Source organism: Rhodanobacter sp. OR87, from assembly GCF_000473345.1.
Lineage (GTDB): Bacteria > Pseudomonadota > Gammaproteobacteria > Xanthomonadales > Rhodanobacteraceae > Rhodanobacter > Rhodanobacter denitrificans.
In genome coordinates, this window is the sequence record NZ_AXBJ01000003.1 from 194,543 (window position 1) to 213,011 (window position 18,469).

At 68.6% G+C, this 18,469-nt stretch carries 14 protein-coding genes; 12 read left to right on the plus strand and 2 right to left on the minus strand.

Annotation, left to right across the window (positions count from 1 at the left end):
* Positions 1–85: 85 nt before the first annotated feature.
* From RHOOR87_RS0104085 to RHOOR87_RS0104095, 3 genes are all read left to right on the plus strand, one after another.
* Positions 86–790, plus strand: a complete 705-nt coding sequence (locus RHOOR87_RS0104085; protein WP_027484325.1) for a glutathione S-transferase N-terminal domain-containing protein — start codon at positions 86–88, stop codon at positions 788–790.
* 44 nt (positions 791–834) lie between these two features.
* Positions 835–1,881 (plus strand): aldehyde reductase, encoded by a 1,047-nt coding sequence (locus RHOOR87_RS0104090; protein WP_027484326.1) that lies wholly within the window; start codon positions 835–837, stop codon positions 1,879–1,881.
* A gap of 95 nt (positions 1,882–1,976) precedes the next feature.
* Entirely contained in the window at positions 1,977–2,672 is a 696-nt protein-coding gene (locus RHOOR87_RS0104095) for a VIT family protein (protein ID WP_015448025.1), read from the plus strand.
* A gap of 9 nt (positions 2,673–2,681) precedes the next feature.
* Here the strand turns inward: RHOOR87_RS0104095 and RHOOR87_RS0104100 are convergent, their stop codons facing one another.
* Positions 2,682–4,913, minus strand: coding sequence for a penicillin acylase family protein (locus RHOOR87_RS0104100; RefSeq protein ID WP_027484327.1), 2,232 nt, complete (start codon positions 4,911–4,913; stop codon positions 2,682–2,684).
* A gap of 231 nt (positions 4,914–5,144) precedes the next feature.
* Here RHOOR87_RS0104100 and RHOOR87_RS0104105 point away from each other — a divergent pair, with 231 nt between their 5' ends.
* The 4 genes from RHOOR87_RS0104105 to RHOOR87_RS0104120 all read left to right on the plus strand — a co-directional run bounded on the left by RHOOR87_RS0104105 (position 5,145) and on the right by RHOOR87_RS0104120 (position 10,392).
* Positions 5,145–6,653, plus strand: a complete 1,509-nt coding sequence (locus RHOOR87_RS0104105) for an acetyl-CoA hydrolase/transferase family protein (RefSeq protein WP_027484328.1) — start codon at positions 5,145–5,147, stop codon at positions 6,651–6,653.
* A 288-nt stretch (positions 6,654–6,941) separates the two neighbouring features.
* Complete coding sequence (locus tag RHOOR87_RS0104110) at positions 6,942–7,370, plus strand: VOC family protein (protein WP_007511151.1); 429 nt, start codon at positions 6,942–6,944, stop codon at positions 7,368–7,370.
* 151 nt (positions 7,371–7,521) lie between these two features.
* On the plus strand, positions 7,522–8,406 hold the full coding sequence (locus tag RHOOR87_RS0104115) for a patatin-like phospholipase family protein (RefSeq protein WP_043795350.1): 885 nt from the start codon (positions 7,522–7,524) through the stop codon (positions 8,404–8,406).
* Positions 8,407–8,559: 153 nt separating this feature from the next.
* The gene (locus tag RHOOR87_RS0104120; RefSeq protein ID WP_027484330.1) at positions 8,560–10,392 is read left to right on the plus strand and encodes an FAD-binding oxidoreductase; all 1,833 of its coding nucleotides are present in this window, start codon (positions 8,560–8,562) and stop codon (positions 10,390–10,392) included.
* Between the two features lie 46 nt (positions 10,393–10,438).
* Here the strand turns inward: RHOOR87_RS0104120 and RHOOR87_RS0104125 are convergent, their stop codons facing one another.
* On the minus strand, positions 10,439–12,736 hold the full coding sequence (locus RHOOR87_RS0104125; protein ID WP_027484331.1) for a cbb3-type cytochrome c oxidase subunit I: 2,298 nt from the start codon (positions 12,734–12,736) through the stop codon (positions 10,439–10,441).
* A gap of 404 nt (positions 12,737–13,140) precedes the next feature.
* Here RHOOR87_RS0104125 and RHOOR87_RS0104130 point away from each other — a divergent pair, with 404 nt between their 5' ends.
* From RHOOR87_RS0104130 to RHOOR87_RS0104150, 5 genes are all read left to right on the plus strand, one after another.
* Complete coding sequence (locus RHOOR87_RS0104130) at positions 13,141–13,917, plus strand: iron-containing redox enzyme family protein (protein ID WP_027484332.1); 777 nt, start codon at positions 13,141–13,143, stop codon at positions 13,915–13,917.
* 79 nt (positions 13,918–13,996) lie between these two features.
* Complete coding sequence (locus tag RHOOR87_RS0104135; RefSeq protein WP_027484333.1) at positions 13,997–16,735, plus strand: EAL domain-containing protein; 2,739 nt, start codon at positions 13,997–13,999, stop codon at positions 16,733–16,735.
* A 105-nt stretch (positions 16,736–16,840) separates the two neighbouring features.
* Entirely contained in the window at positions 16,841–17,818 is a 978-nt protein-coding gene (gene lipA, locus RHOOR87_RS0104140; RefSeq protein WP_027484334.1) for a lipoyl synthase, read from the plus strand.
* 60 nt (positions 17,819–17,878) lie between these two features.
* Complete coding sequence (locus tag RHOOR87_RS0104145; protein WP_007511158.1) at positions 17,879–18,094, plus strand: hypothetical protein; 216 nt, start codon at positions 17,879–17,881, stop codon at positions 18,092–18,094.
* 32 nt (positions 18,095–18,126) lie between these two features.
* Complete coding sequence (locus RHOOR87_RS0104150; protein ID WP_007511159.1) at positions 18,127–18,468, plus strand: carboxymuconolactone decarboxylase family protein; 342 nt, start codon at positions 18,127–18,129, stop codon at positions 18,466–18,468.
* Position 18,469: the final 1 nt, after the last annotated feature.

Below are 18,469 nucleotides of genomic sequence, written 5' to 3' on the forward strand. Positions count from 1 at the left end.
CGGAGCGGGATGCGTCCTGCGCCGTGTTGAACCGGATGCGGGAACGCCTTACCTTGCGCCGTTCCCCCCGCCGCAGGAGTGCCGCGTGACCCGTTTGTCCGACTTCCCCATCACCACGCGCTGGCCAGCGGCGCATCCCGAACGCATCCAGCTGTATTCGCTGAACACGCCGAACGGCGTGAAGGCGTCGATCATGCTGGAGGAGACCGGCCTGCCGTACGAGCCGCACCTGGTCGACATCATGCGGGACGAGAGTCACACGCCGGAGTTCCTCGCGCTCAACCCGAACGGCAAGATTCCCGCGATCATCGACCCGCACGGTCCCGGCGGCGCACCGCTGGCGTTGTTCGAGTCGGGCGCGATCCTGCTGTACCTGGCGGACAAGAGCGGGCAGTTCATCCCGGCCGACCCGGCGCGGCGCTGGGAGACGATCCAGTGGTTGTTTTTCCAGATGGCGTCGATCGGCCCGATGTTCGGCCAGGTCGGTTTCTTCAACAAGTTCGCCGGCAAGGCCTACGAGGACAAGCGCCCGCTGCAGCGCTACGTCAACGAATCGAAGCGCCTGCTCGGCGTGCTCGACGGGCGGCTCGCCGGCCGCCGCTGGCTGATGGGCGAGGACTACACCATCGCCGACATCGCCACGCTGGGCTGGGTGAACAACCTGATCACGTTATACGAGGCGCGCGAGCTGGTCGACTACGACCGCTTCACCCACGTCGGCGGCTGGCTCGAACGCGGCTTGGCACGACCGGCGGTGCAGCGCGGGCTGCAGATTCCCGGCCGCGGCTGAACACGCGGTCCGGCGCGGCAAGCAGACACATCGGGAGGATCGTCATGGGCACGGTACTGGTCACCGGCGGGTCGGGTTTCATCGGCAGCCACTGCATCCTGCAACTGCTGGCCGCGGGGCATCGCGTGCGCACCAGCGTGCGCAGCCGCGGGCGCGAAGGCGTGGTGCGCGCCCTGCTCAGGCAGGGCGGCGCCGAGCCGGGCGAGCGGCTGTCCTTCGTCGAGGCCGATCTGGAGCGCGATGCCGGCTGGCCGGCAGCGGTGGCCGGCTGCGACTACGTGCTGCACGTGGCCTCGCCGTTCCCGCCGGACCTTCCGAAACACGAGGACGAACTGATCGTGCCCGCGCGCGAGGGCGCGCTGCGCGTGCTGCGTGCCGCGCGCGACGCGGGCGTGCGGCGCGTAGTGTTGACCTCCTCGTTCGCGGCGGTCGGCTATGGCCATGCACCGCAGCCGGCGCCTTTCGACGAGACCCGCTGGACCGACCTCGACGGCGAGGGCGTGTTGCCCTACGTCAAGTCCAAGACGCTGGCCGAGCGCGCCGCGTGGGATTTCATCGCGCGCGAAGGCGGCGCGCTGGAGCTGGCGGTGGTCAATCCGGTGGGCGTGTTCGGGCCGGTGCTGGGGCCGGACTATTCCACCTCGATCCTGCTGGTGCAGCGGCTGATGGATGGCGCCATGCCCGGCTGCCCGCAGCTGTGTTTCGGCGTGGTCGACGTGCGCGACGTGGCCGACCTGCACCTGCGCGCGATGACCGACCCGGCCGCGGCCGGCGAGCGCTTTCTCACCGTTGCCGGCGACTTCCTGTGGATTCGCGAGATCGCCACGACGTTGCGCCAGCAACTGGGCGCGTCGGCGCGCAAGGTGCCCACGCGGCAACTGCCCAACTGGCTGGTGCGCCTGGCGGCGCTGCGCGACCCGGCGGTCAGGCAGATCCTGCCCGAGCTGGGCATGCCCAAGAACGCCAGCAGTGCCAAGGCCCGCCGCGTGCTGGGCTGGTCGCCGCGCTTGCCGCAGGAGGCCGTCGTCGCCACCGCCGAGAGCCTGTTGCAGCTGGGCCTGCTGAAGGGCGGCGCGAAGGCGCGGGCTTAGTTACGCCGTTGCCGGCCCCGGCGGGACGAGAAGCGTTTGCACGGCCGCCGGCCAACCTGCGCACAATGCGCCACCCGACCCGCGAGATTACCGGCATGCCCCGACACCATCACGAACGCCACCGTACCGACCGCATCGGCTGGCTGCGCGCCGCCGTGCTGGGCGCGAACGACGGCATCGTCTCGACCGCCAGCCTGGTGCTGGGCGTGGCGGCGGCGCATGCCAGCGGGCAGAACATCCTGGTCGCCGGCGTCGCCGGGCTGGTCGCCGGCGCGATGTCGATGGCTGCCGGCGAGTACGTGTCGGTGCATTCGCAGGCCGACAGCGAGCGCGCCGAACTCGCGCGCGAGCACCTGGAGCTGCAGACCCAGTCGGAAGCCGAGCACCGCGAACTGGCGGCGATCTACGTCGGCCGCGGGCTCGACCCGCAGCTGGCCCGGCAGGTGGCCGAGCAGCTGATGGCGCACGATGCGCTCGATGCGCACGCCCGCGACGAGCTGGGCATCACCGAGGTGCTGAAGGCGCGGCCGCTGCAGGCCGCCGGCGCCTCGGCGCTGAGCTTTGCGGTGGGTTCCGCGCTGCCGCTGCTGGTGGTGGCGCTGACGCCGGCGGCGAGCCTGCTGTGGCTGGTGTTCGCCACCTCGCTGGTGTTCCTCGCCGTGCTCGGCGCGGTGGCGGCGTGGGCTGGCGGCGCGAAGATGGGCGTCGGCGCCATGCGCATCACCTTCTGGGGTGCGCTGGCGATGGCGATCACCACCGGCGTGGGCATGCTGTTCGGCACCGCCGCGTAGCGCGGCGGCTCATTCGCCCGGGTGGTAGACCCGCTCGGTATGCCCCTTGAGCTGCTCCGGCCAGAAGTACACCGTGCGCAGGTTGCCGGTGGTGTAGCGCTCGGCCTCGTCGTTGAAGTGCTTCGAACCCGGGTGGCCGCTCTCGCCGCCGGCGGTGATCGCGCGGGCGCTGACCTTCGGACCGAATTCGACCACCGCCACGAAGCTGTTGCCGCTGGTGCCGTAGTACTTCTTCGTGCCCGGCCAGCGGTGCGCGCCGAACGAGGCCAGCGAGCCCCAGCGTGACGACACGAACGGCACCGGAATGCTCGGCTTGGCGTCGTCGAAGGTCTGCTCGATGGCACCATCGTTGCGCTGGAAGCGGTTGATCTCGCCCCACGGCACGCCCCAGCTGCCGAAATCCTTTTCCAGCCGGTCGGACGCTTCGGCCAGCGTGCCCAGGCGCGCTTTCGCACCGGCGTCACCGGCCATGTAGTCGTACACCGACTGGTGCTCGGCTTCGGCTGCGGCGTGCACCTTGTCCCACAGCATGTCGCCCCAGAACACCGCCAGTGTGGTCGGCATCGAGGCGATGCCCCAGCGGTAGTCCCAGCTGCGCAGCAGGGCGATCTGGCCGGCCAGGCGCGGCTTCAGCGGATCGTTGTCGGGCAGCATGTCGTAGTCGTGCACCAGCACCGGCACCAGTCGCGAGAACGCGGGCAGGTACGAGTCGAACGCGGCGCTGATCAGCGAGGCCTTGCTGAAATCGCGCACGCGGTCCAGCACGCGGGTGGCGTGGATGCCGCGCGGGTTCTCACCGAAGGTGTCCATGTAGCGCGGGTAGTCCGCCTGCTTCGGGCTGAACGCGCCGGCAGCGGAGTACGGCCAGTTGTTGGTGTTCATGATCCAGCCGTTCGGCGGGTTGAGCAGGTGCGGCGCCTCGTCGAGCGCGTGCAGGCCCTGCCAGTCAGTGGCCGGATCGCTGCCGTCGACCGGTTGGGTGTAGTCGAAGCGGTTGTCGCGTTTCGGGATGAACTGCGGGTGCATGTACGCGATCTCGCCCTTGTCGTCGGCAAAGATGGTGTTGTTGGACGAGTTGGCCTTGAGCTCGGCCACTTTCAGGTAGCTGGCGTAGTCGCTGGCCTTGGTGCGCAGCCAGCTCTGCTCCAGCGCTTCCAGCGGCTTGTTCATCAGTGCGGTGGCGATCCACTTGCCGTCGGCCGCGCGCACGATCGGGCCGTGGTGGGTGAAGTGGGCGTCGAAGTTGCGCGTGGCCATCGCGCCGTCCTTCGCGCGATACGCCACGCGGATCGTGCGCGTGGTGACCGGCCGCAACTCCTTGCCGTAGCGGTAGAACAGCTTGCCGCCCTGGTGCACGATGGTTTCGGCGAATTCGTCGACCACGTCGGCGCCGGTGGAGGTGTGCATCCAGCCGATATGGTGGTTGAAGCCCTGGTAGACGAAGAACTGGCCCCAGGTCACCGCGCCGTAGGCGTCCAGCCCTTGGTCGCTGCTCATCTGCAGTTCGGAGCGGAAGAAGAACGAGGTGTGCGGGTTGATCCAGAGCAGCGCGTGGCCGTCGGCGGTCAGCTTCGGCGCGATCGCGAAGCCGTTGGAGCCGGTCGGCTCGACCCAACTGGACGGCGTGGTCACACCGGCGAGCTGCTTGCCGTCCGTGCCGTAGAAGGCGGCGAGCTGCTCCAGCGAGACGCGCTCGATGTCGCCGCCGATGCTGCCCTCGCTGAAGCTGAGCGCCATCCACGGTTCGAAATGTTTGATCACGCGCGGATGCACGTCCGGATGCGTGGCGAGGTAGTAGTTGAGCCCGTCGGCCCAGCCGTTCATCAGTGCCTGCAGCCAGGCCGGGCTCTTCGCGTACAGCGCCTTGAGTTCGACCGGGTCAATGAACAGCTGCTGGCGCAGGTCGCTCCAGATCGCCGATTCGCCCTCGGCCTCGGCCAGCCGGCCCAGTGAGTTGAGGTAGTTCGTTTCGACCCGGTTGAAGTCGTCCTCGGCCTGGGCGTAGGCCATGCCGAACACCGCGTCGGCGTCGGTGCGGCCGTGCACATGGGCGATGCCCCAGTCGTCGCGGGTGATCGTGACGGCCTGCGCCTGGCGCTGCCAGCGCACCTGCCCGGTAGGCGGCGCAGCCTGCGCGCCGGCAACCAGCCCGTACGCAAGCAGCGCCACGGCCAGCAGCGGGCGTGGCAGACGTCGCCAGGGCGCCCGAGGGCGCGATTCGTTCGCTGTGTGCATGCGCATCGGTCTGTCATCTCCCCTGCGGCTTGTCGGTGCCACCGTGTGGCGTGGAGTTGACCATTACTGCACCCTACTTGCAAAAGGGCGAAGGGTGGCGGTGATTTGACGCATGCGCCGAAGGTCGCCTTGGCGGGCCGCGCCGGCACGCCCAGAATGGTTCCCGGATCTGGCCGCGGCACACGGCAGTGCGCGCAGCTGCGGCGGGTCCGGGTTCCTTTACCGAGTTGGACAACCATGACGACACGTATTGCACATGCCGGCCTGGCCGCACGCCGCATGTCGGCGGAGCAGGCGGCCGGGCTGATCCTGCCGGGCATGACCGTGGGCATGAGCGGCTTCACCGGCGCCGGCTACCCCAAGGCCGTGCCGCTGGCGCTGGCCGCACGCATCGCCGCGGCGCACGAGCGCGGCGACAAGTTCGCGCTGCGCATCCTCACCGGGGCCTCCACCGCACCGGAGCTGGACGGTGCGCTGGCGCGCGTGGGCGGCATCGACTTCCGCCTGCCTTACCAGTCCGACCCCGAGCTGCGCGCGCGCATCAATGCCGGCCAGATCGAGTACATGGACATCCACCTGGGCCAGGTGGCGCAGTACGCGTGGTGCGGTTTCCTCGGCAAGATCGACGTGGCGCTGATCGAGGTCGCCGGCATCCTGCCGGATGGCCGGCTGCTGCCGTCCACCTCGGTGGGCAACAACAAGACATGGCTGGACCTGGCCGACAAGGTGATCCTGGAGGTGAACCGGCGCCAGCCCGAAGGGCTCGACGGCATGCACGACATCTACTACGGCACCGCGCTGCCGCCGCATCGCAAGCCGATCCCGCTGCTGCAGCCGGGCGACCGCATCGGCGAGCCGTACCTGCGCTGCGACCTGGACAAGGTGATCGCGGTGGTGGAAAGCGATGCGCCCGACCGGCTGGGCCGCTTCGCGCCGCCGGACGAGGCGTCGCGGCACATCGCCGGACACCTGGTGGAGTTCTTCCGCCACGAGATCGCCGCGGGGCGGCTGGGCGACCAGCTGCTGCCGCTGCAATCCGGTGTGGGCAACATCGCCAATGCGGTACTGGGCGGCCTGCGCGAGGGCGGCTTCCGCGGGCTGACCGCGTTCACCGAGGTGATCCAGGACGGCATGCTGGAACTGATCGGCGACGGCACCATCGAGATGGCCTCGGCCACCTCGCTGTCGCTGAGCCCCGAGGGCGTGGAAGAGTTCGTGCGCCGCATCGACTTCTACCGCCAGCACATCGTGCTGCGGCCGCAGGAGATGTCCAACCACGCCGAACTGGTGCGCCGGCTCGGCTGCATCGCGATGAACGGCATGGTCGAGGCCGACATCTACGGCAACGTCAATTCCACCCACGTTGCGGGCAGCCGCATCATCAACGGCATCGGCGGTTCCGGCGATTTCGCCCGCAACGGTTTCCTGTCCTGCTTCATGAGCCCGAGCACGGCCAAGGATGGAGCGATCTCCGCGCTCGTGCCGATGGTCAGCCACGTCGACCACACCGAGCATGACGTGGGCCTGGTGGTCACCGAGCAGGGCCTGGCCGACTTGCGCGGGCTGTCGCCGAAGCAGCGCGCGCGGGCGGTGATCGCGCGGTGCGCACACCCGGACTACCGGCCGATGCTGCAGGACTACTTCGACCGCGCCTGCCGTGACAGCTACGGCAAGCACACGCCGCACCTGCTGAACGAGGCGTTGTCCTGGCACCAGCGTTACCTGGACAGCGGCAGCATGCGCTGAGAGGTGGCGAATTTTTCAACCTCGAAGTGCGGCCAGGGCGAGGGCATGGATGCCCGAGTCGAGGCAACGCAGAAGCGGTTGCCCGATGGCCGGGTGCGGATCGGGCACGCCAGTGCCTGATTCGCTTGAGCGAGTCCGGGCCTGTACCGGACTCGCGATCGAAGAAATCCGCAGGAAGCGGTTTTCTTCACAGGCTGTGAGCGCTGTCGATTGGCGCCCGGGCCATTCGTCGTCCCTCCGAGCCGATGTGTCGGCTCGGCGTGCCCAGACCACGACGAGGATGCCCCCATGCAAATCCAGCCCTACCTGTTCTTCGACGGCCATTGCGAAGAGGCCATCGCGTTCTACCGCCAGGCGATCGGTGCCGAGGTGGTCATGCTGATGCGCTACGCCGACGGCCCTGAAGGCTCCGCCCAGTGCCCCGACGGCACGCAGTTGCCGGCGGACAAGGTGATGCACGCCTGCCTGCAGATCGGCGCCAGCCAGGTGCTGGTCTCGGACGGCTACAGCGGCGGCACGCCGACGTTCGACGGCTTCTCGCTGGCGCTCACCGCCGATGACGATGCCCAGGCGAGGCGCCTGTTCGATGCGCTCGCCGACGGCGGCCAGGTGCAGCAGCCGCTGATGTCGACCTTCTTCGCCTCCAGCTTCGGCATGCTTGCGGACCGCTACGGCGTGTCGTGGATGGTGCTGGTGCCGAGCGAGCGGGCCGGCTGAGGGTCACGGCCTGCCGGGGCAACCGGACAGGCCTGTTCGATCCTCGGCGGCGGTGTCGCCGCATGCCGCCATCCGGCGCGAGGAACCCGCGGCTGCGGCGTGCATCAGATGACCGGGTGCGCCGCCATCTCGGCGCAGGCAGGTGGCTCGGATGGCAGAGGCAATTCCGGTCGTCGGCGGTGCGCAGCAGCGCACCGCCTTCGTGCTGGCCGGCGGCGGCAGCCTCGGCGCGGTCGAGGTGGGCATGCTGCAGGCGCTGCTCGAGTGGGGCGAGGCGCCGGCGTTCCTGGTCGGCGCCTCGGCCGGTGCGATCAACGCCGCGTACTTCGCCGGCGACCCGAGCCGCGCCGGCGCGCGCGAACTGGAACGGATCTGGTGCGCGCTGAAGCGGCGCGAGGTGTTCCCGTTCAACCTGGGCAGCGTGTTCGGCCTGCTGCGCCGGCGCGACCATCTGGTAGATTCGTCGGGGCTGCGGCGTCTGCTTGAGCGCCACCTGCCTTATCGGCAACTGGAGGATGCGGCCCTGCCGGTTCACCTGGTGGCGTCGGACATGCTGAGCGGGCGGGAGGCACTGCTGTCTGCCGGCCCGGTCGTCGACGCCGTGCTGGCCAGTGCCGCGATTCCGGGGGTGTACCCGCCGGTGTGGATCGACGGGCGCTGGCTGGTCGATGGGGGAGTGGCCAACAACACGCCGATCTCGGTGGCGGTCGGCCTGGGCGCCACGCGGGTGATCGTGCTGCCCACCGGGTTTGCCTGCGCGCTCGAGCGGGCACCCTCGGGCGCGATCGCGCGCGCGATGCATGCGCTCAGCCTGCTGGTGGCACGCCAGCTGGTCTACGACGCCGATCATTTTGCCGGCAGTGCGGTGGAACTGCGCATCGTGCCGAGCCTGTGTCCGCTGGGTGTCTCGCCGTACGACTATTCCGCGGCGGCCGGCTTGATCGCCCGTGCCAGGACCCAGACCAGCCGCTGGCTGGAACGAGGGGGATTGGAGCGCGCCGGGACACCGCCGCAATTGCGCGAGCACCACGACTGAGCGGGCATGCCTGCGAACCATGCCGGCACGGCCCGCCCCGGCTGGCTGCCACCGGTCACCGGTGCGGTGCGGTTCGTCACTGGCGGCTGGCGCGCGGAACGTTTGCGTCGCATCGTGGCGACTTCCACGGCGATCCCCCTGAAGGACGGTGCGATGAAACGAAGAGACCTGCTGAAGGCCGCACTGGCGATTCCCCTCCTGCCGGGCCTTCTTTCCGGTATCCCGGCGATGGCGCAGGCGGCTGACCCGCTGCCTGCGCGCTTGCGTTCGCGGGTGCGCCCCGGCGAGCCGGACTGGCCTTCCGCTGCCGACTGGGGCCGGCTGAAGCACGACGTGGGCGGGCGCCTGCTCAAGCTGGAGTCGCCGTTTGCCGGCTGCGGCCCGACCTCGGCCGGCGCCGCTTGCGACGAAGCGCTGAAGCACCTGGACAACCCGTTCTACCTGGGCGACCAGCCGGCGCTGACCCAGACCAGCGGCTGGGTCGATGCGTGGACCTCGCAGCCGAGCGCGTACGCGGTGGCCGCAGAAGGCACGGCGGACGTGGTCGCGGCGGTGAATTTCGCGCGCGAGCATCACCTGCGCCTGGTGGTGAAGGGCGGTGGGCACAGTTACCAGGGCACCTCCGACGCGCCGGATTCGTTGCTGGTGTGGACGCGGCACATGAACGAGGTCAGCTTGCACGACGCCTTCACGGCACACGGCTGCGCTGGCGTGCAGGCACCACAGCCGGCGGTGTCGATAGGCGCCGGCGCGATGTGGATCGACGCCTACGACGCGGTGACCACCCGCGGCGGCCGCTACGTGCAGGGCGGCGGCTGCACCACGGTGGGCGTGGCCGGGCTGGTGCAGAGCGGCGGCTTCGGCAGCTTCTCGAAGAATTACGGCATGGCCGCGGCGGGCCTGCTGGAGGCGGAGGTCGTTACTGCCGACGGCCAAGTGCGCATCGCCAACGCCTGCACCCACCCGGACCTGTTCTGGGCGATCAAGGGCGGCGGTGGCGGCAGCCTGGGGGTGGTCACCCGACTGACCTTGCGCACGCGCGAACTGCCGGAGTTCTTCGGCGGCGTGTCCGGTTCGATCAAGGCCGTGTCGGATGCGGCGTACCGCGCCCTGATCGCACGGGTGATCGGCTTCTACCAAAGCAGCCTGTTCAACCCGCACTGGGGCGAGCAGATCGGCTTCGGCTCGGACAACACCGTGCGGGTCGACATGGTGTTCCAGGGCCTGAGCCAGGCGCAGGCGGAGCAGGCCTGGGCGCCGCTGCTCGACTGGGTTCGCGCGCGCAAGGAATACGAGCTGGTCAAACCGATCCAGGCGCGCGCGCTGCCGGCCAGGTACATGTGGGATGCCGAGTTCTTCCGGCAGCACGCGCCCGGCGTCCAGGTCGACGACGACCGCCCCGGTGCGCCGCGCAACCATGTGCTGTGGGCGGGCGATCAGGGCCAGGTAGGCTGGTTCATCCATGGCTACAAGTCGGCATGGCTGCCGGCGTCGCTGCTGCGGAAGAAACAGCAGGCGCGGCTGGCCGATGCGCTGTTCGCCTGCACGCGCCACTGGGGCGTGGGCCTGCATTTCAACAAGGGCCTGGCCGGTGCGCCGAAGGCCGAGCTGGCCGCGGCGCGGAACACCGCGACGAATCCGCAGGTGCTGGATGCGTTCGCGCTGGCGATCATCGCCGGCGACGGCCCGCCGGCTTTTCCCGGCATGCCCGGCCCGAAACCGGATCTGGCGCGTGCCCGCGAGCGCGCCGCCGCCATGGGCCGGGCGATCGCCGCCCTGCGGCAGGCGGCACCCGACGCGGGTTCGTACGTGTCGGAGAGCGACTACTTCGAGCGCGACTGGCAGCACGCGTTCTGGGGCGCGAACTACCCGCGGCTGGCTGCGGTGAAGCGCAGCTACGACCCGACCGGGCTGTTCTTCGTGCACCACGGCGTCGGTAGCGAGGCATGGAGCGCGGACGGCTTCACCCGGGTGGCGTCGGGCTGAGGCCGGGTGCGGCGAGGCGCGCCGCGCCGGGGTCGCCAGTGCCGGGTCAGTCGGATGGCGGCGTCGCGCGCACGCCCAGCCAGCCCTTGACTGCGGCGATGGTCAGCGGGATCGCGCCGAAGATGATGAACACCAGGTCGCCGGGCAGGCGCATCCATTCGATCAGGTGCGAGCGCGGGCTGGCGATGTAGTCGAGCGCGCGGGCGTGCCAGTAGCCGTGCTGGATCACGTCCCACACCTGCAGCACGCCGCTGGGGAACAGGCTGAACACCACCATCATGGCCAGGCCGATGTTGGTGCCCCAGAAGCCGGTCCGCACGTATTTCTCCATGCCGGCCCAGCGCTCGTCGCTGCTGGTCTGGCGCAGCACGAACACCATCAGTGCCAGCGCCAGCATGCCGAACACGCCCATCATCGCGGCGTGGCCGTGGTTCGGCGTGAGCTGGGTGCCGACTTCGTAGTAGCTGACGATCGGCAGGTTGATCAGGAAGCCGAAGATGCCGGCGCCGACGAAGTTCCACACGCCCACTGCGATCAGGAAGTAGAACGTCCAGCGGTGCGGCACCGCCACCGACTTGCCGCAGACGTCGCAATGGCCGCGGGTGGTGCGCACGAAATCCCACGCGTCCAGCGTGAGCAGGGTCAGCGGCACCACCTCCAGCACCGAGATCATCGCCGACATCGCCATGTTGACGCTGGTCTGGCCGGTGAAATACCAGTGGTGGCCGGTGCCGATCAGGCCGCCGAGGAAGTACAGGATGCCGTCCAGATAGATCACCCGCAGCGCCACGTTGCGGCGGGTCAGCCCCAGCTGGTAGAAGGTCAGCGCCACCACCGTGGTGGCGAAGAACTCGAAGAAGCCCTCGACCCACAGGTGGATGATCCAGAAGCGCCAGGTATCGACCACCGTGTAGTTCGTCTTTGCGCCGAAGAACAGCGCGGGGATGTAGAACACCGGGATCGCCACCGCGGCGAACAGGAACATCTTCACCAGTGGCTTCGACTCCGGGTTGGCCAGCGAGCGCGGGCGCACCAGCAGCCACAGCAACGCAAACCACACCAACAGGCCGACCACCAGCAGCAGCTGCCAGATCCGGCCAAGTTCGAGGAACTCCCAGCCCTGGTTGCCCAGCCAGAACCACCACTTGCCGAGCATCTGCGAAATCCCCAGCCATTCGCCGAGCAGGCTGCCGCCGATCACCACCACGAACGCACCGAACAGCAGGTGCACCCAGGGGGCGAACCAGCGCGGTTCGTCGCTGCGCAGCGTGCGGCCCAGGAACAGCGCGGCAGCGACGTAGGCGGTGGCGATCCAGAAGATCGCCGTCTGCAGGTGCCAGGTACGCATCAGGTTGCTGGGGAAGATCGTTTCGAGCTGGAAGCCGTAGAAGCTGCCCGGATCGGCGCGGTAGTGCGCCACTGCGCCGCCGACCAGGGTCTGCGCCAGGAACAGCAGCGCCACCACCACGAAGAACTTCACCAGCGCGCGCTGGCCGGGACTGGCCACGCCCGGCAGCAGGTGCGGATGGATGTGCTGGCCGCGGCTGATCCAGCCGAGGTAGTCGAACTTGCCGAACATCAGCAGCACCACGGCGATGCCGGCCAGCAGCACGATCAGGCTCAGCGCGCTCCACAGCAGCGCGTCCGGCACCGGGATGTTGCCGACGGCGGGGTCGTACGGGAAGTTGTTGGTGTACGAGTAGTTCTCGCCGGGGCGGTTCGCCACCGAAGCCCAGGCGGCCCAGGTCACGAAGGCGGTGAACTGGTGCAGCTCGGCCGGGTCGGTGATCAACCCGGCTTTCAGCCCGCCGTTGCCCTCCGGGTGCAGGAAGTAGTCGGTCCAGTACGGCAGCTGCTGGCGGTATGCCGCCGCTTCCGCAGCGGTCAGCTGCAGGGTGTCGCTGACGGCGTCGTAGCGGTTGGTCTTCAGCTCGACCGCGGTTTCCGCGCGCACGGCCGCTTGCTGTCCGGGCGTCAATGCGACCAAGGGCTGCTGGTGCTGCTGCTGCGCGATCGCCGCGGCGGTGTCTTCGCCGATCCGGTGCAGCGCGGCAGCCGAATAGTCCGGCCCCAGGTAGGCGCCGTGGCCCCATATGCTGCCGTTGTCCATCAGACCGTATTTCAGGAACACCGCCTGGCCGTCGCGGATGTCGTCGCCGCTGAACAACGGACTGCCCTGCGCATCCACCACCCGGGCAGGAATCGGCGGGGCATTGCGGTAGGCCAATGCGGTGATCGCGAGCAGCCCGGCGAAGCCCAGCACCATCACGATCAGCACCGTGCGCAGCCACCAGGAGGAAAGTTCGGGATCTTCCGGGGTCAATGGCTGGGCGGCGATGCTCATGGCGCTTCCCCTTCCGCGATGTGTGGGCGAGTATCGGGCGGTATCGGGAACGCGGTTGCCCGCCCGTGTCGGAACCGGATCGTGTCTTGTACGGATTCAGCCAAGATGGCCGCGGCAAGCTTTTTCTTCTTTCCGTGCATGACGTGTGAAGGCTGTACCGCACTGGCCATCCATCGGGGGGGATGGAGCCGGATGTGAAGCGTCGCCATGGCCCCGCACCGCATCGGCGGCGGCCACGATGCCGGCATCGCAGGCGAGAGGGCGCCGCCACCGGGGTCATGCACCACAGAATTCCGGCATCACCGCGATGCCGGTGGCGGCCGGTATCGAGGCTTCAGCCTTGCGTGCCGGCCAACGACGCTGCAGCCGACTGCAGCACCCATTGACGACCGAGGAAAACCGTCATGCATACTCGTTTTGAGCGTACCGGCCCCCTGACCGAACTGAGCAGCTATCCGCAGTGGGCGCAAGATATGGTGGTTGACTGCGAAAGCACCAAGCAGAGCGTGCTGGATCACGAGCTGTGGGCGATGATGCGGGAGGTTCGGCTTGATCACGCTTCCACCGCCAATTTCATGGTGGGGGTCTGGCCGTTCATCGAGCGATTCCCGAGCTTCATGGCACTGAATCTGCTGAAAACCCGCTACGGGCGCAGTCTTGGCGATGACGTGGCGCGCCGCTGGCTGGTGCGCAACATACGGGTCGAACAGAATCATGCCGAATACTGGCTTGCCTGGGCCGAGGGCTCCGGTGTGCCTCGTGACGACGTGCTGAACGCGCGGCCCCCGCATGGCACTCAGACGCTGGCCAACTGGTGCGAGGAAATCAGTGCCAACGGAACCCTGGCTGCGGGCATGATCGCCACCAACTATGCCATCGAGGGCGTCACCGGCGAGTGGTCGCGGCCCATCTATGAGAGCACCGCTTATGCCGAGAGCTTCCCCCCCGGGATCAGGACGGGCAGCCTGCGTTGGCTCCAGCTGCACGCGGCCTACGACGACATCCACCCCTGGGAGGCACTGGAAATTGTCTGCACATTGCTGGGCATGACGCCCAAGGCTGACGAAGTGGCTCATCTGGGTGAGTGCGTCCGCAGAAGCTATACAAGCATGCGCATCGTCGGCGACCTCTGCATGCAGACGCATCGGCCGTCCACATGGATGAAGGAAGCGGCTGCCTGACGGCTGTCGAGACAACGGGCAGGGCGTTCCATTGACGGGTCAGGCATGAGATAACTTGCGCATGCGCAAGGTGTCCCCCATGTTGCAGCAGCCTTTGTCCCGACGCATGTTGCCGCTGGCCTACGCGCTGGTGGTGATGTTGGCCACGATCCTCGGGCTGACATGGTTTGCCCTGCAGACCCAGGTCACTCTCGCTGGATTTCTCAACAGCGAGAGTGTCTGGTCCAAGGCCCAGAAGCAGGCGGTGATCGCCCTGGATGCCTATGCAGTCACCGGCAGCCCCGCCGATCTCGCCGGGTTCTGGCAAAACTACTCTATCCTCGATTCGGATCGGTTGGCGCGCGACGAGATCGCGTCGGGAAATTTCGACCGGGAAGTGGTGGACAGGGCCTTTGTCCATGGCAACGTCATGCCGACGGCGAAGCCCGGCATGATTTTCGTGCTGGAGCACTTCTCCGGAGCACCTTATTTGCGTGACGCACTGGCAGCGTGGCGCTCCAGCGACGCGGAGATTGCCCAGCTGGCCTCGATAGCCAAGGAGCTGGAACACACGCATGCCGCCGGAGCCTCTTCGGCTGAACAGGCAGCCGTCCAGCGTGGCCGCATTCATGCCCTGAATGATTCGATCGAGCCGAAGGCCAACCGGTTTTCGCTCGAAATCGCCCGTGGCACGACGTGGATGGGGCATATGCTGTTCATTGGCGTGCTGAGTGCCGCCTGCGTTGCCGTTCTGCTGTGGCTGGACATGGCGCGCCGCACGCTGGCCAGCATCCGCGGCAGCGAGGAGCGCTACCGCCTGCTGTTCGACAGCGCCGCCGATGCGATCGTGATGGTCGACGAGGCCAGCGGGCGGATCCTGGACGTCAACCGCACCGCTTCGGCGTGGACCGGGCGCAGCGCGGGCGAGCTGGTCGGCGACCGCTTCGTGCACCTGTTCATGCAGTCCATGGCGGGGCAGCAGACCGGGCGGGCCGCCGCCAACGTGTTGCTGGGAGCCAAGGGCCGAACCCGCCCGGTGGAGACGCAGACCAGCCTGGTCAACTGGGGCAGCCAGCCGGTGCGCCAGGCGATCATCCGCGACATTTCCGAACGGGTGGCGATGGAGCGCGAGCGCCGGATCGCCGCCGAGGCGCTGGCCAGCATCGCCGAAGGCGTGATCATCGCCGATGCTGGGCGGCAGGTGATCTCGACCAATGCGGCGCATGCCGAGCTGACCGGCTTCACCAGCCAGGCGCTGCAGGGCAAGCGCCTCGACGACACCCGTCGCCTGCCCGGCGGCCAGCCGCTGCCGCGGTCGATCTGGGACAGCGTGGCCGCCGGCCACAACTGGATGGGCGAGGTCGTGAGTCTGCGCAGCGACGGCAGCAGCTATCCCGAGCACCTCAGCCTCAGCACGATCCGCGATGCCGACGGCCAGGTGGTCTACTACGTCGCCGTGCTCACCGACATCCACGAGGCGAAGGCGAACCAGCACCGCCTGGAGTACCTGGCGCAGCACGACCCGCTGACCGGCCTGGCCAACCGGGCGGAGTTCGAGCGGCATTGTGCCGAGGCGATTGCGGTGGCCGAACGCGAGCGGCTGGCGGTGGTAGTGCTGTTCATCGACCTGGATGCGTTCAAGATCGTCAACGACAGCTACAGCCATGCGATCGGCGACCGCCTGCTGGTCAAGGTTGCCGAACGCATCCGCCGGCAACTGTCCGAGGGCGACGTGGCCGGGCGCATCGGCGGCGACGAGTTCACCGTGCTGATCCCGCGGCTGATCCTGCGCGAGGACGCGCGGGCGGTCGTCAACCGCCTGCTGGCCAGCCTGTCCGAGCCGCTGCTGGTGGACGATTACGAGATCGTGCTGAGCGCCAGCATCGGCGTGGCCGGTTATCCGCTGGACGGCGACAACGCGCTGGCGTTGATCGCGAACGCCGACGCGGCGATGTACGCGGCAAAGACCGAGGAGCGCAATGCGTTCCGCTTCTACACGCCGATGATGCACGCCGATACCCGCCGGCGCCTGCAGCTGGCGGCCGAGTTGCGCCAGGCGCTGGCGCGCAACGAATTCCATCTGGTGTTCCAGCCCAGCGTCGAGCTGCGCAGCGGCCGCATCGTGGCGGTGGAGGCGTTGCTGCGCTGGCAGCATCCGGAACGCGGCGAGGTGCTGCCGGCCGAGTTCATCCCGGTGGCCGAAAGCCTGGGCCTGATCCGCCGCATCGACGAGTGGGTGATGCAGACCACCTGCGCCCAGATCCAGGCCTGGGACTTGGCCGGCGTGCCGCCGATCCGCGTGGCGGTGAACATCTCGGCGCGCTGGTTCGGTCACCCGGCCTTCGTCGACGGGGTCAGCCGCAACCTGCAGTCGCGGCGGCTGGTACCCGGACGATTGCTGCTGGAGATCACCGAGAGCGCAATGCTGCGGCTGGGCGACGACATCGAGCGCACCATGCAGACCCTGCATACGCTCGGCATCGCGGTGGCGATCGACGATTTCGGCACCGGTTATTCCTCGATGGCCTACCTGAAACTGCCGGCGGTGACCTGCCTGAAGATCGACCGCTCCTTCGTCACCGGCCTGCCGGGCGACGGCAACGACGCGGCGATCACCGTGGCGATGCTGGCGATGGCGAAAAGCCTTGGTCTGATCACGATCGCCGAGGGCATCGAGACCGAGGCGCAGCATGAGTTCCTGCTGCGCAGCGGTTGCATCGAGGGGCAGGGCTATCTGTACTCCTACCCGTTGCGGCCCGAGGAAGTGCAGCGCCTGCTGTGCCCGAGCCAGCCGTCGGTACCGATGCGGCTGAAGCTGGTGCCGCCCAAACGCAGTTGAGCGGCGCCCCGTGCACGGGGCCGGCCCGGCTGCCTTGATGTGCATCAGGGCAGGCGGCTGCGTGGAGCGGGACACTGGCTGCAGTCCAGCCAGCCGCGACCGTTCATGTCCAGCAGTCACTCCATCCCCGATGGCAGCAAGTACGTCAGTGCGCAGGGCATCCGCGCGGTCAAGGGCGGCCAGAAGCCCAATGCGCACAGCCATGAGCCCGACGTCAGCCGCAAGCCGCCGTGGCTGCGCGTGAAGCTGCCCAGCGGCGCGCGTTACGAGGAAGTGGCCGACATCGTGCGCACGCATCAGCTCAACACCGTGTGCGCCGAATCCAAGTGCCCCAACATCGCCGAGTGCTGGGGCCGCGGCACCGCCACGCTGATGCTGATGGGCTCGGTGTGCACGCGCGCGTGCAAGTTCTGCTCGGTCTCCACCGGCAACCCGAACGGCTGGCTCGACCCGCTGGAACCGGCCAAGGTGGCCGATGCGGTGGCGCTGATGGGGCTGAAGTACGTGGTGCTCACCTCGGTGGATCGCGACGACCTGGCGGACGGCGGTGCCGCCCACTACGCCGCCTGCGTGAAGGCCATCCACCTGCGCTCGCCCGATACCGCGGTGGAGGCGCTCACGCCCGATTTCGCCGGCAACCATGCCAGCGTCGCCACAGTGCTCGACGCCGGCCTGGCCACCTACGCGCAAAACCTGGAAACCGTGCGCCGCCTCACCCATCCGGTGCGCGATCCGCGCGCAGGCTACGAGCAGACCCTGGGCGTGCTGGCGTTCGCCAAGCGCCACGCGCCCAAGACGCTCACCAAGACCAGCCTGATGCTGGGCCTGGGCGAAACCGACGCCGAGGTCGAGCAGGCGCTGGACGACATGCGCGCCGCCCACGTGGACGTGGTCACCCTGGGCCAGTACATGCGGCCCAGCCCGCACCACCTGCCGGTGGAGCGCTTCGTCACGCCGGACGAGTTCCGCGATTATCGCAAGCTGGCGCTCGGCAAGGGTTTTCTGGAGGCGGTCGCAGGACCGCTGGTTCGTTCGAGTTATCGCGCCGAACGCGTGCTGGAGCACAACAATCTGGGGCTGTGACCCGCGGCGCGCCGGGCCGGTCCATCACTTCGATGTCCATCGACATCAGGAGGTACCGCCATGTTCCGTTTCTTCGTACGACGTTCCCTTCGCCGCTCGCTGACCGGGCCCGACGCCGCCGGCGCCGTGCTGGCGCCGGGCCGCAAGCTTTTCGTTGCACCGGCCGGCGAGTCCGTGCTGGCGCAGGAGCAGCGCGTCGACGACGAGCTCGCCCAGAGTTTCCCGGCCAGCGACCCGCCGAGCTGGGTGCAGGGCACGGTGTCGGCGCAGCATTGAATTTCCACCCGGCTTCATCCAAGGAGGATGGCATGGACACGACGATATACCCGCCGGCGACGGCGGAACTGGCGCGCAAGCGCCGCGAACTGGCGCCTGCGCCGCTGGATGCGTTCAAGGCGTTCAGCGCCGCGGTGTTCGCCGACGGCGCGCTGCCGGCGGTCACCAAGCAGCTGATCGCGGTGGCGGTGGCGCACGTCACCCAGTGCCCGTACTGCATCAAGGGACATACCGCCGGCGCCTTGAAGCAGGGCGCCAGCGAGCAGCAGATCATGGAGGCGATCTGGGTCGCCGCCGAGATGCGCGCGGGCGGCGCCTACGCCCATTCCGCGCTGGCGCTGGACACGATGCGTCACGCGCACGAGGCCGCCTGAG

What these genes read in the sequence shown, in the direction of transcription:
- RHOOR87_RS0104090 (WP_027484326.1), top strand. Translation starts at nt 835, where the DNA reads ATGGGCACGGTACTGGTCACCGGCGGGTCGGGTTTCATCGGCAGCCAC.
- RHOOR87_RS0104095 (WP_015448025.1), top strand. Translation starts at nt 1,977, where the DNA reads ATGCCCCGACACCATCACGAACGCCACCGTACCGACCGCATCGGCTGG.
- RHOOR87_RS0104100 (WP_027484327.1), bottom strand. Translation starts at nt 4,913, where the DNA reads ATGCGCATGCACACAGCGAACGAATCGCGCCCTCGGGCGCCCTGGCGA.
- RHOOR87_RS0104105 (WP_027484328.1), top strand. Translation starts at nt 5,145, where the DNA reads ATGACGACACGTATTGCACATGCCGGCCTGGCCGCACGCCGCATGTCG.
- RHOOR87_RS0104110 (WP_007511151.1), top strand. Translation starts at nt 6,942, where the DNA reads ATGCAAATCCAGCCCTACCTGTTCTTCGACGGCCATTGCGAAGAGGCC.
- RHOOR87_RS0104115 (WP_043795350.1), top strand. Translation starts at nt 7,522, where the DNA reads ATGGCAGAGGCAATTCCGGTCGTCGGCGGTGCGCAGCAGCGCACCGCC.
- RHOOR87_RS0104120 (WP_027484330.1), top strand. Translation starts at nt 8,560, where the DNA reads ATGAAACGAAGAGACCTGCTGAAGGCCGCACTGGCGATTCCCCTCCTG.
- RHOOR87_RS0104125 (WP_027484331.1), bottom strand. Translation starts at nt 12,736, where the DNA reads ATGAGCATCGCCGCCCAGCCATTGACCCCGGAAGATCCCGAACTTTCC.
- RHOOR87_RS0104130 (WP_027484332.1), top strand. Translation starts at nt 13,141, where the DNA reads ATGCATACTCGTTTTGAGCGTACCGGCCCCCTGACCGAACTGAGCAGC.
- RHOOR87_RS0104135 (WP_027484333.1), top strand. Translation starts at nt 13,997, where the DNA reads ATGTTGCAGCAGCCTTTGTCCCGACGCATGTTGCCGCTGGCCTACGCG.
- lipA (WP_027484334.1), top strand. Translation starts at nt 16,841, where the DNA reads ATGTCCAGCAGTCACTCCATCCCCGATGGCAGCAAGTACGTCAGTGCG.
- RHOOR87_RS0104145 (WP_007511158.1), top strand. Translation starts at nt 17,879, where the DNA reads ATGTTCCGTTTCTTCGTACGACGTTCCCTTCGCCGCTCGCTGACCGGG.
- RHOOR87_RS0104150 (WP_007511159.1), top strand. Translation starts at nt 18,127, where the DNA reads ATGGACACGACGATATACCCGCCGGCGACGGCGGAACTGGCGCGCAAG.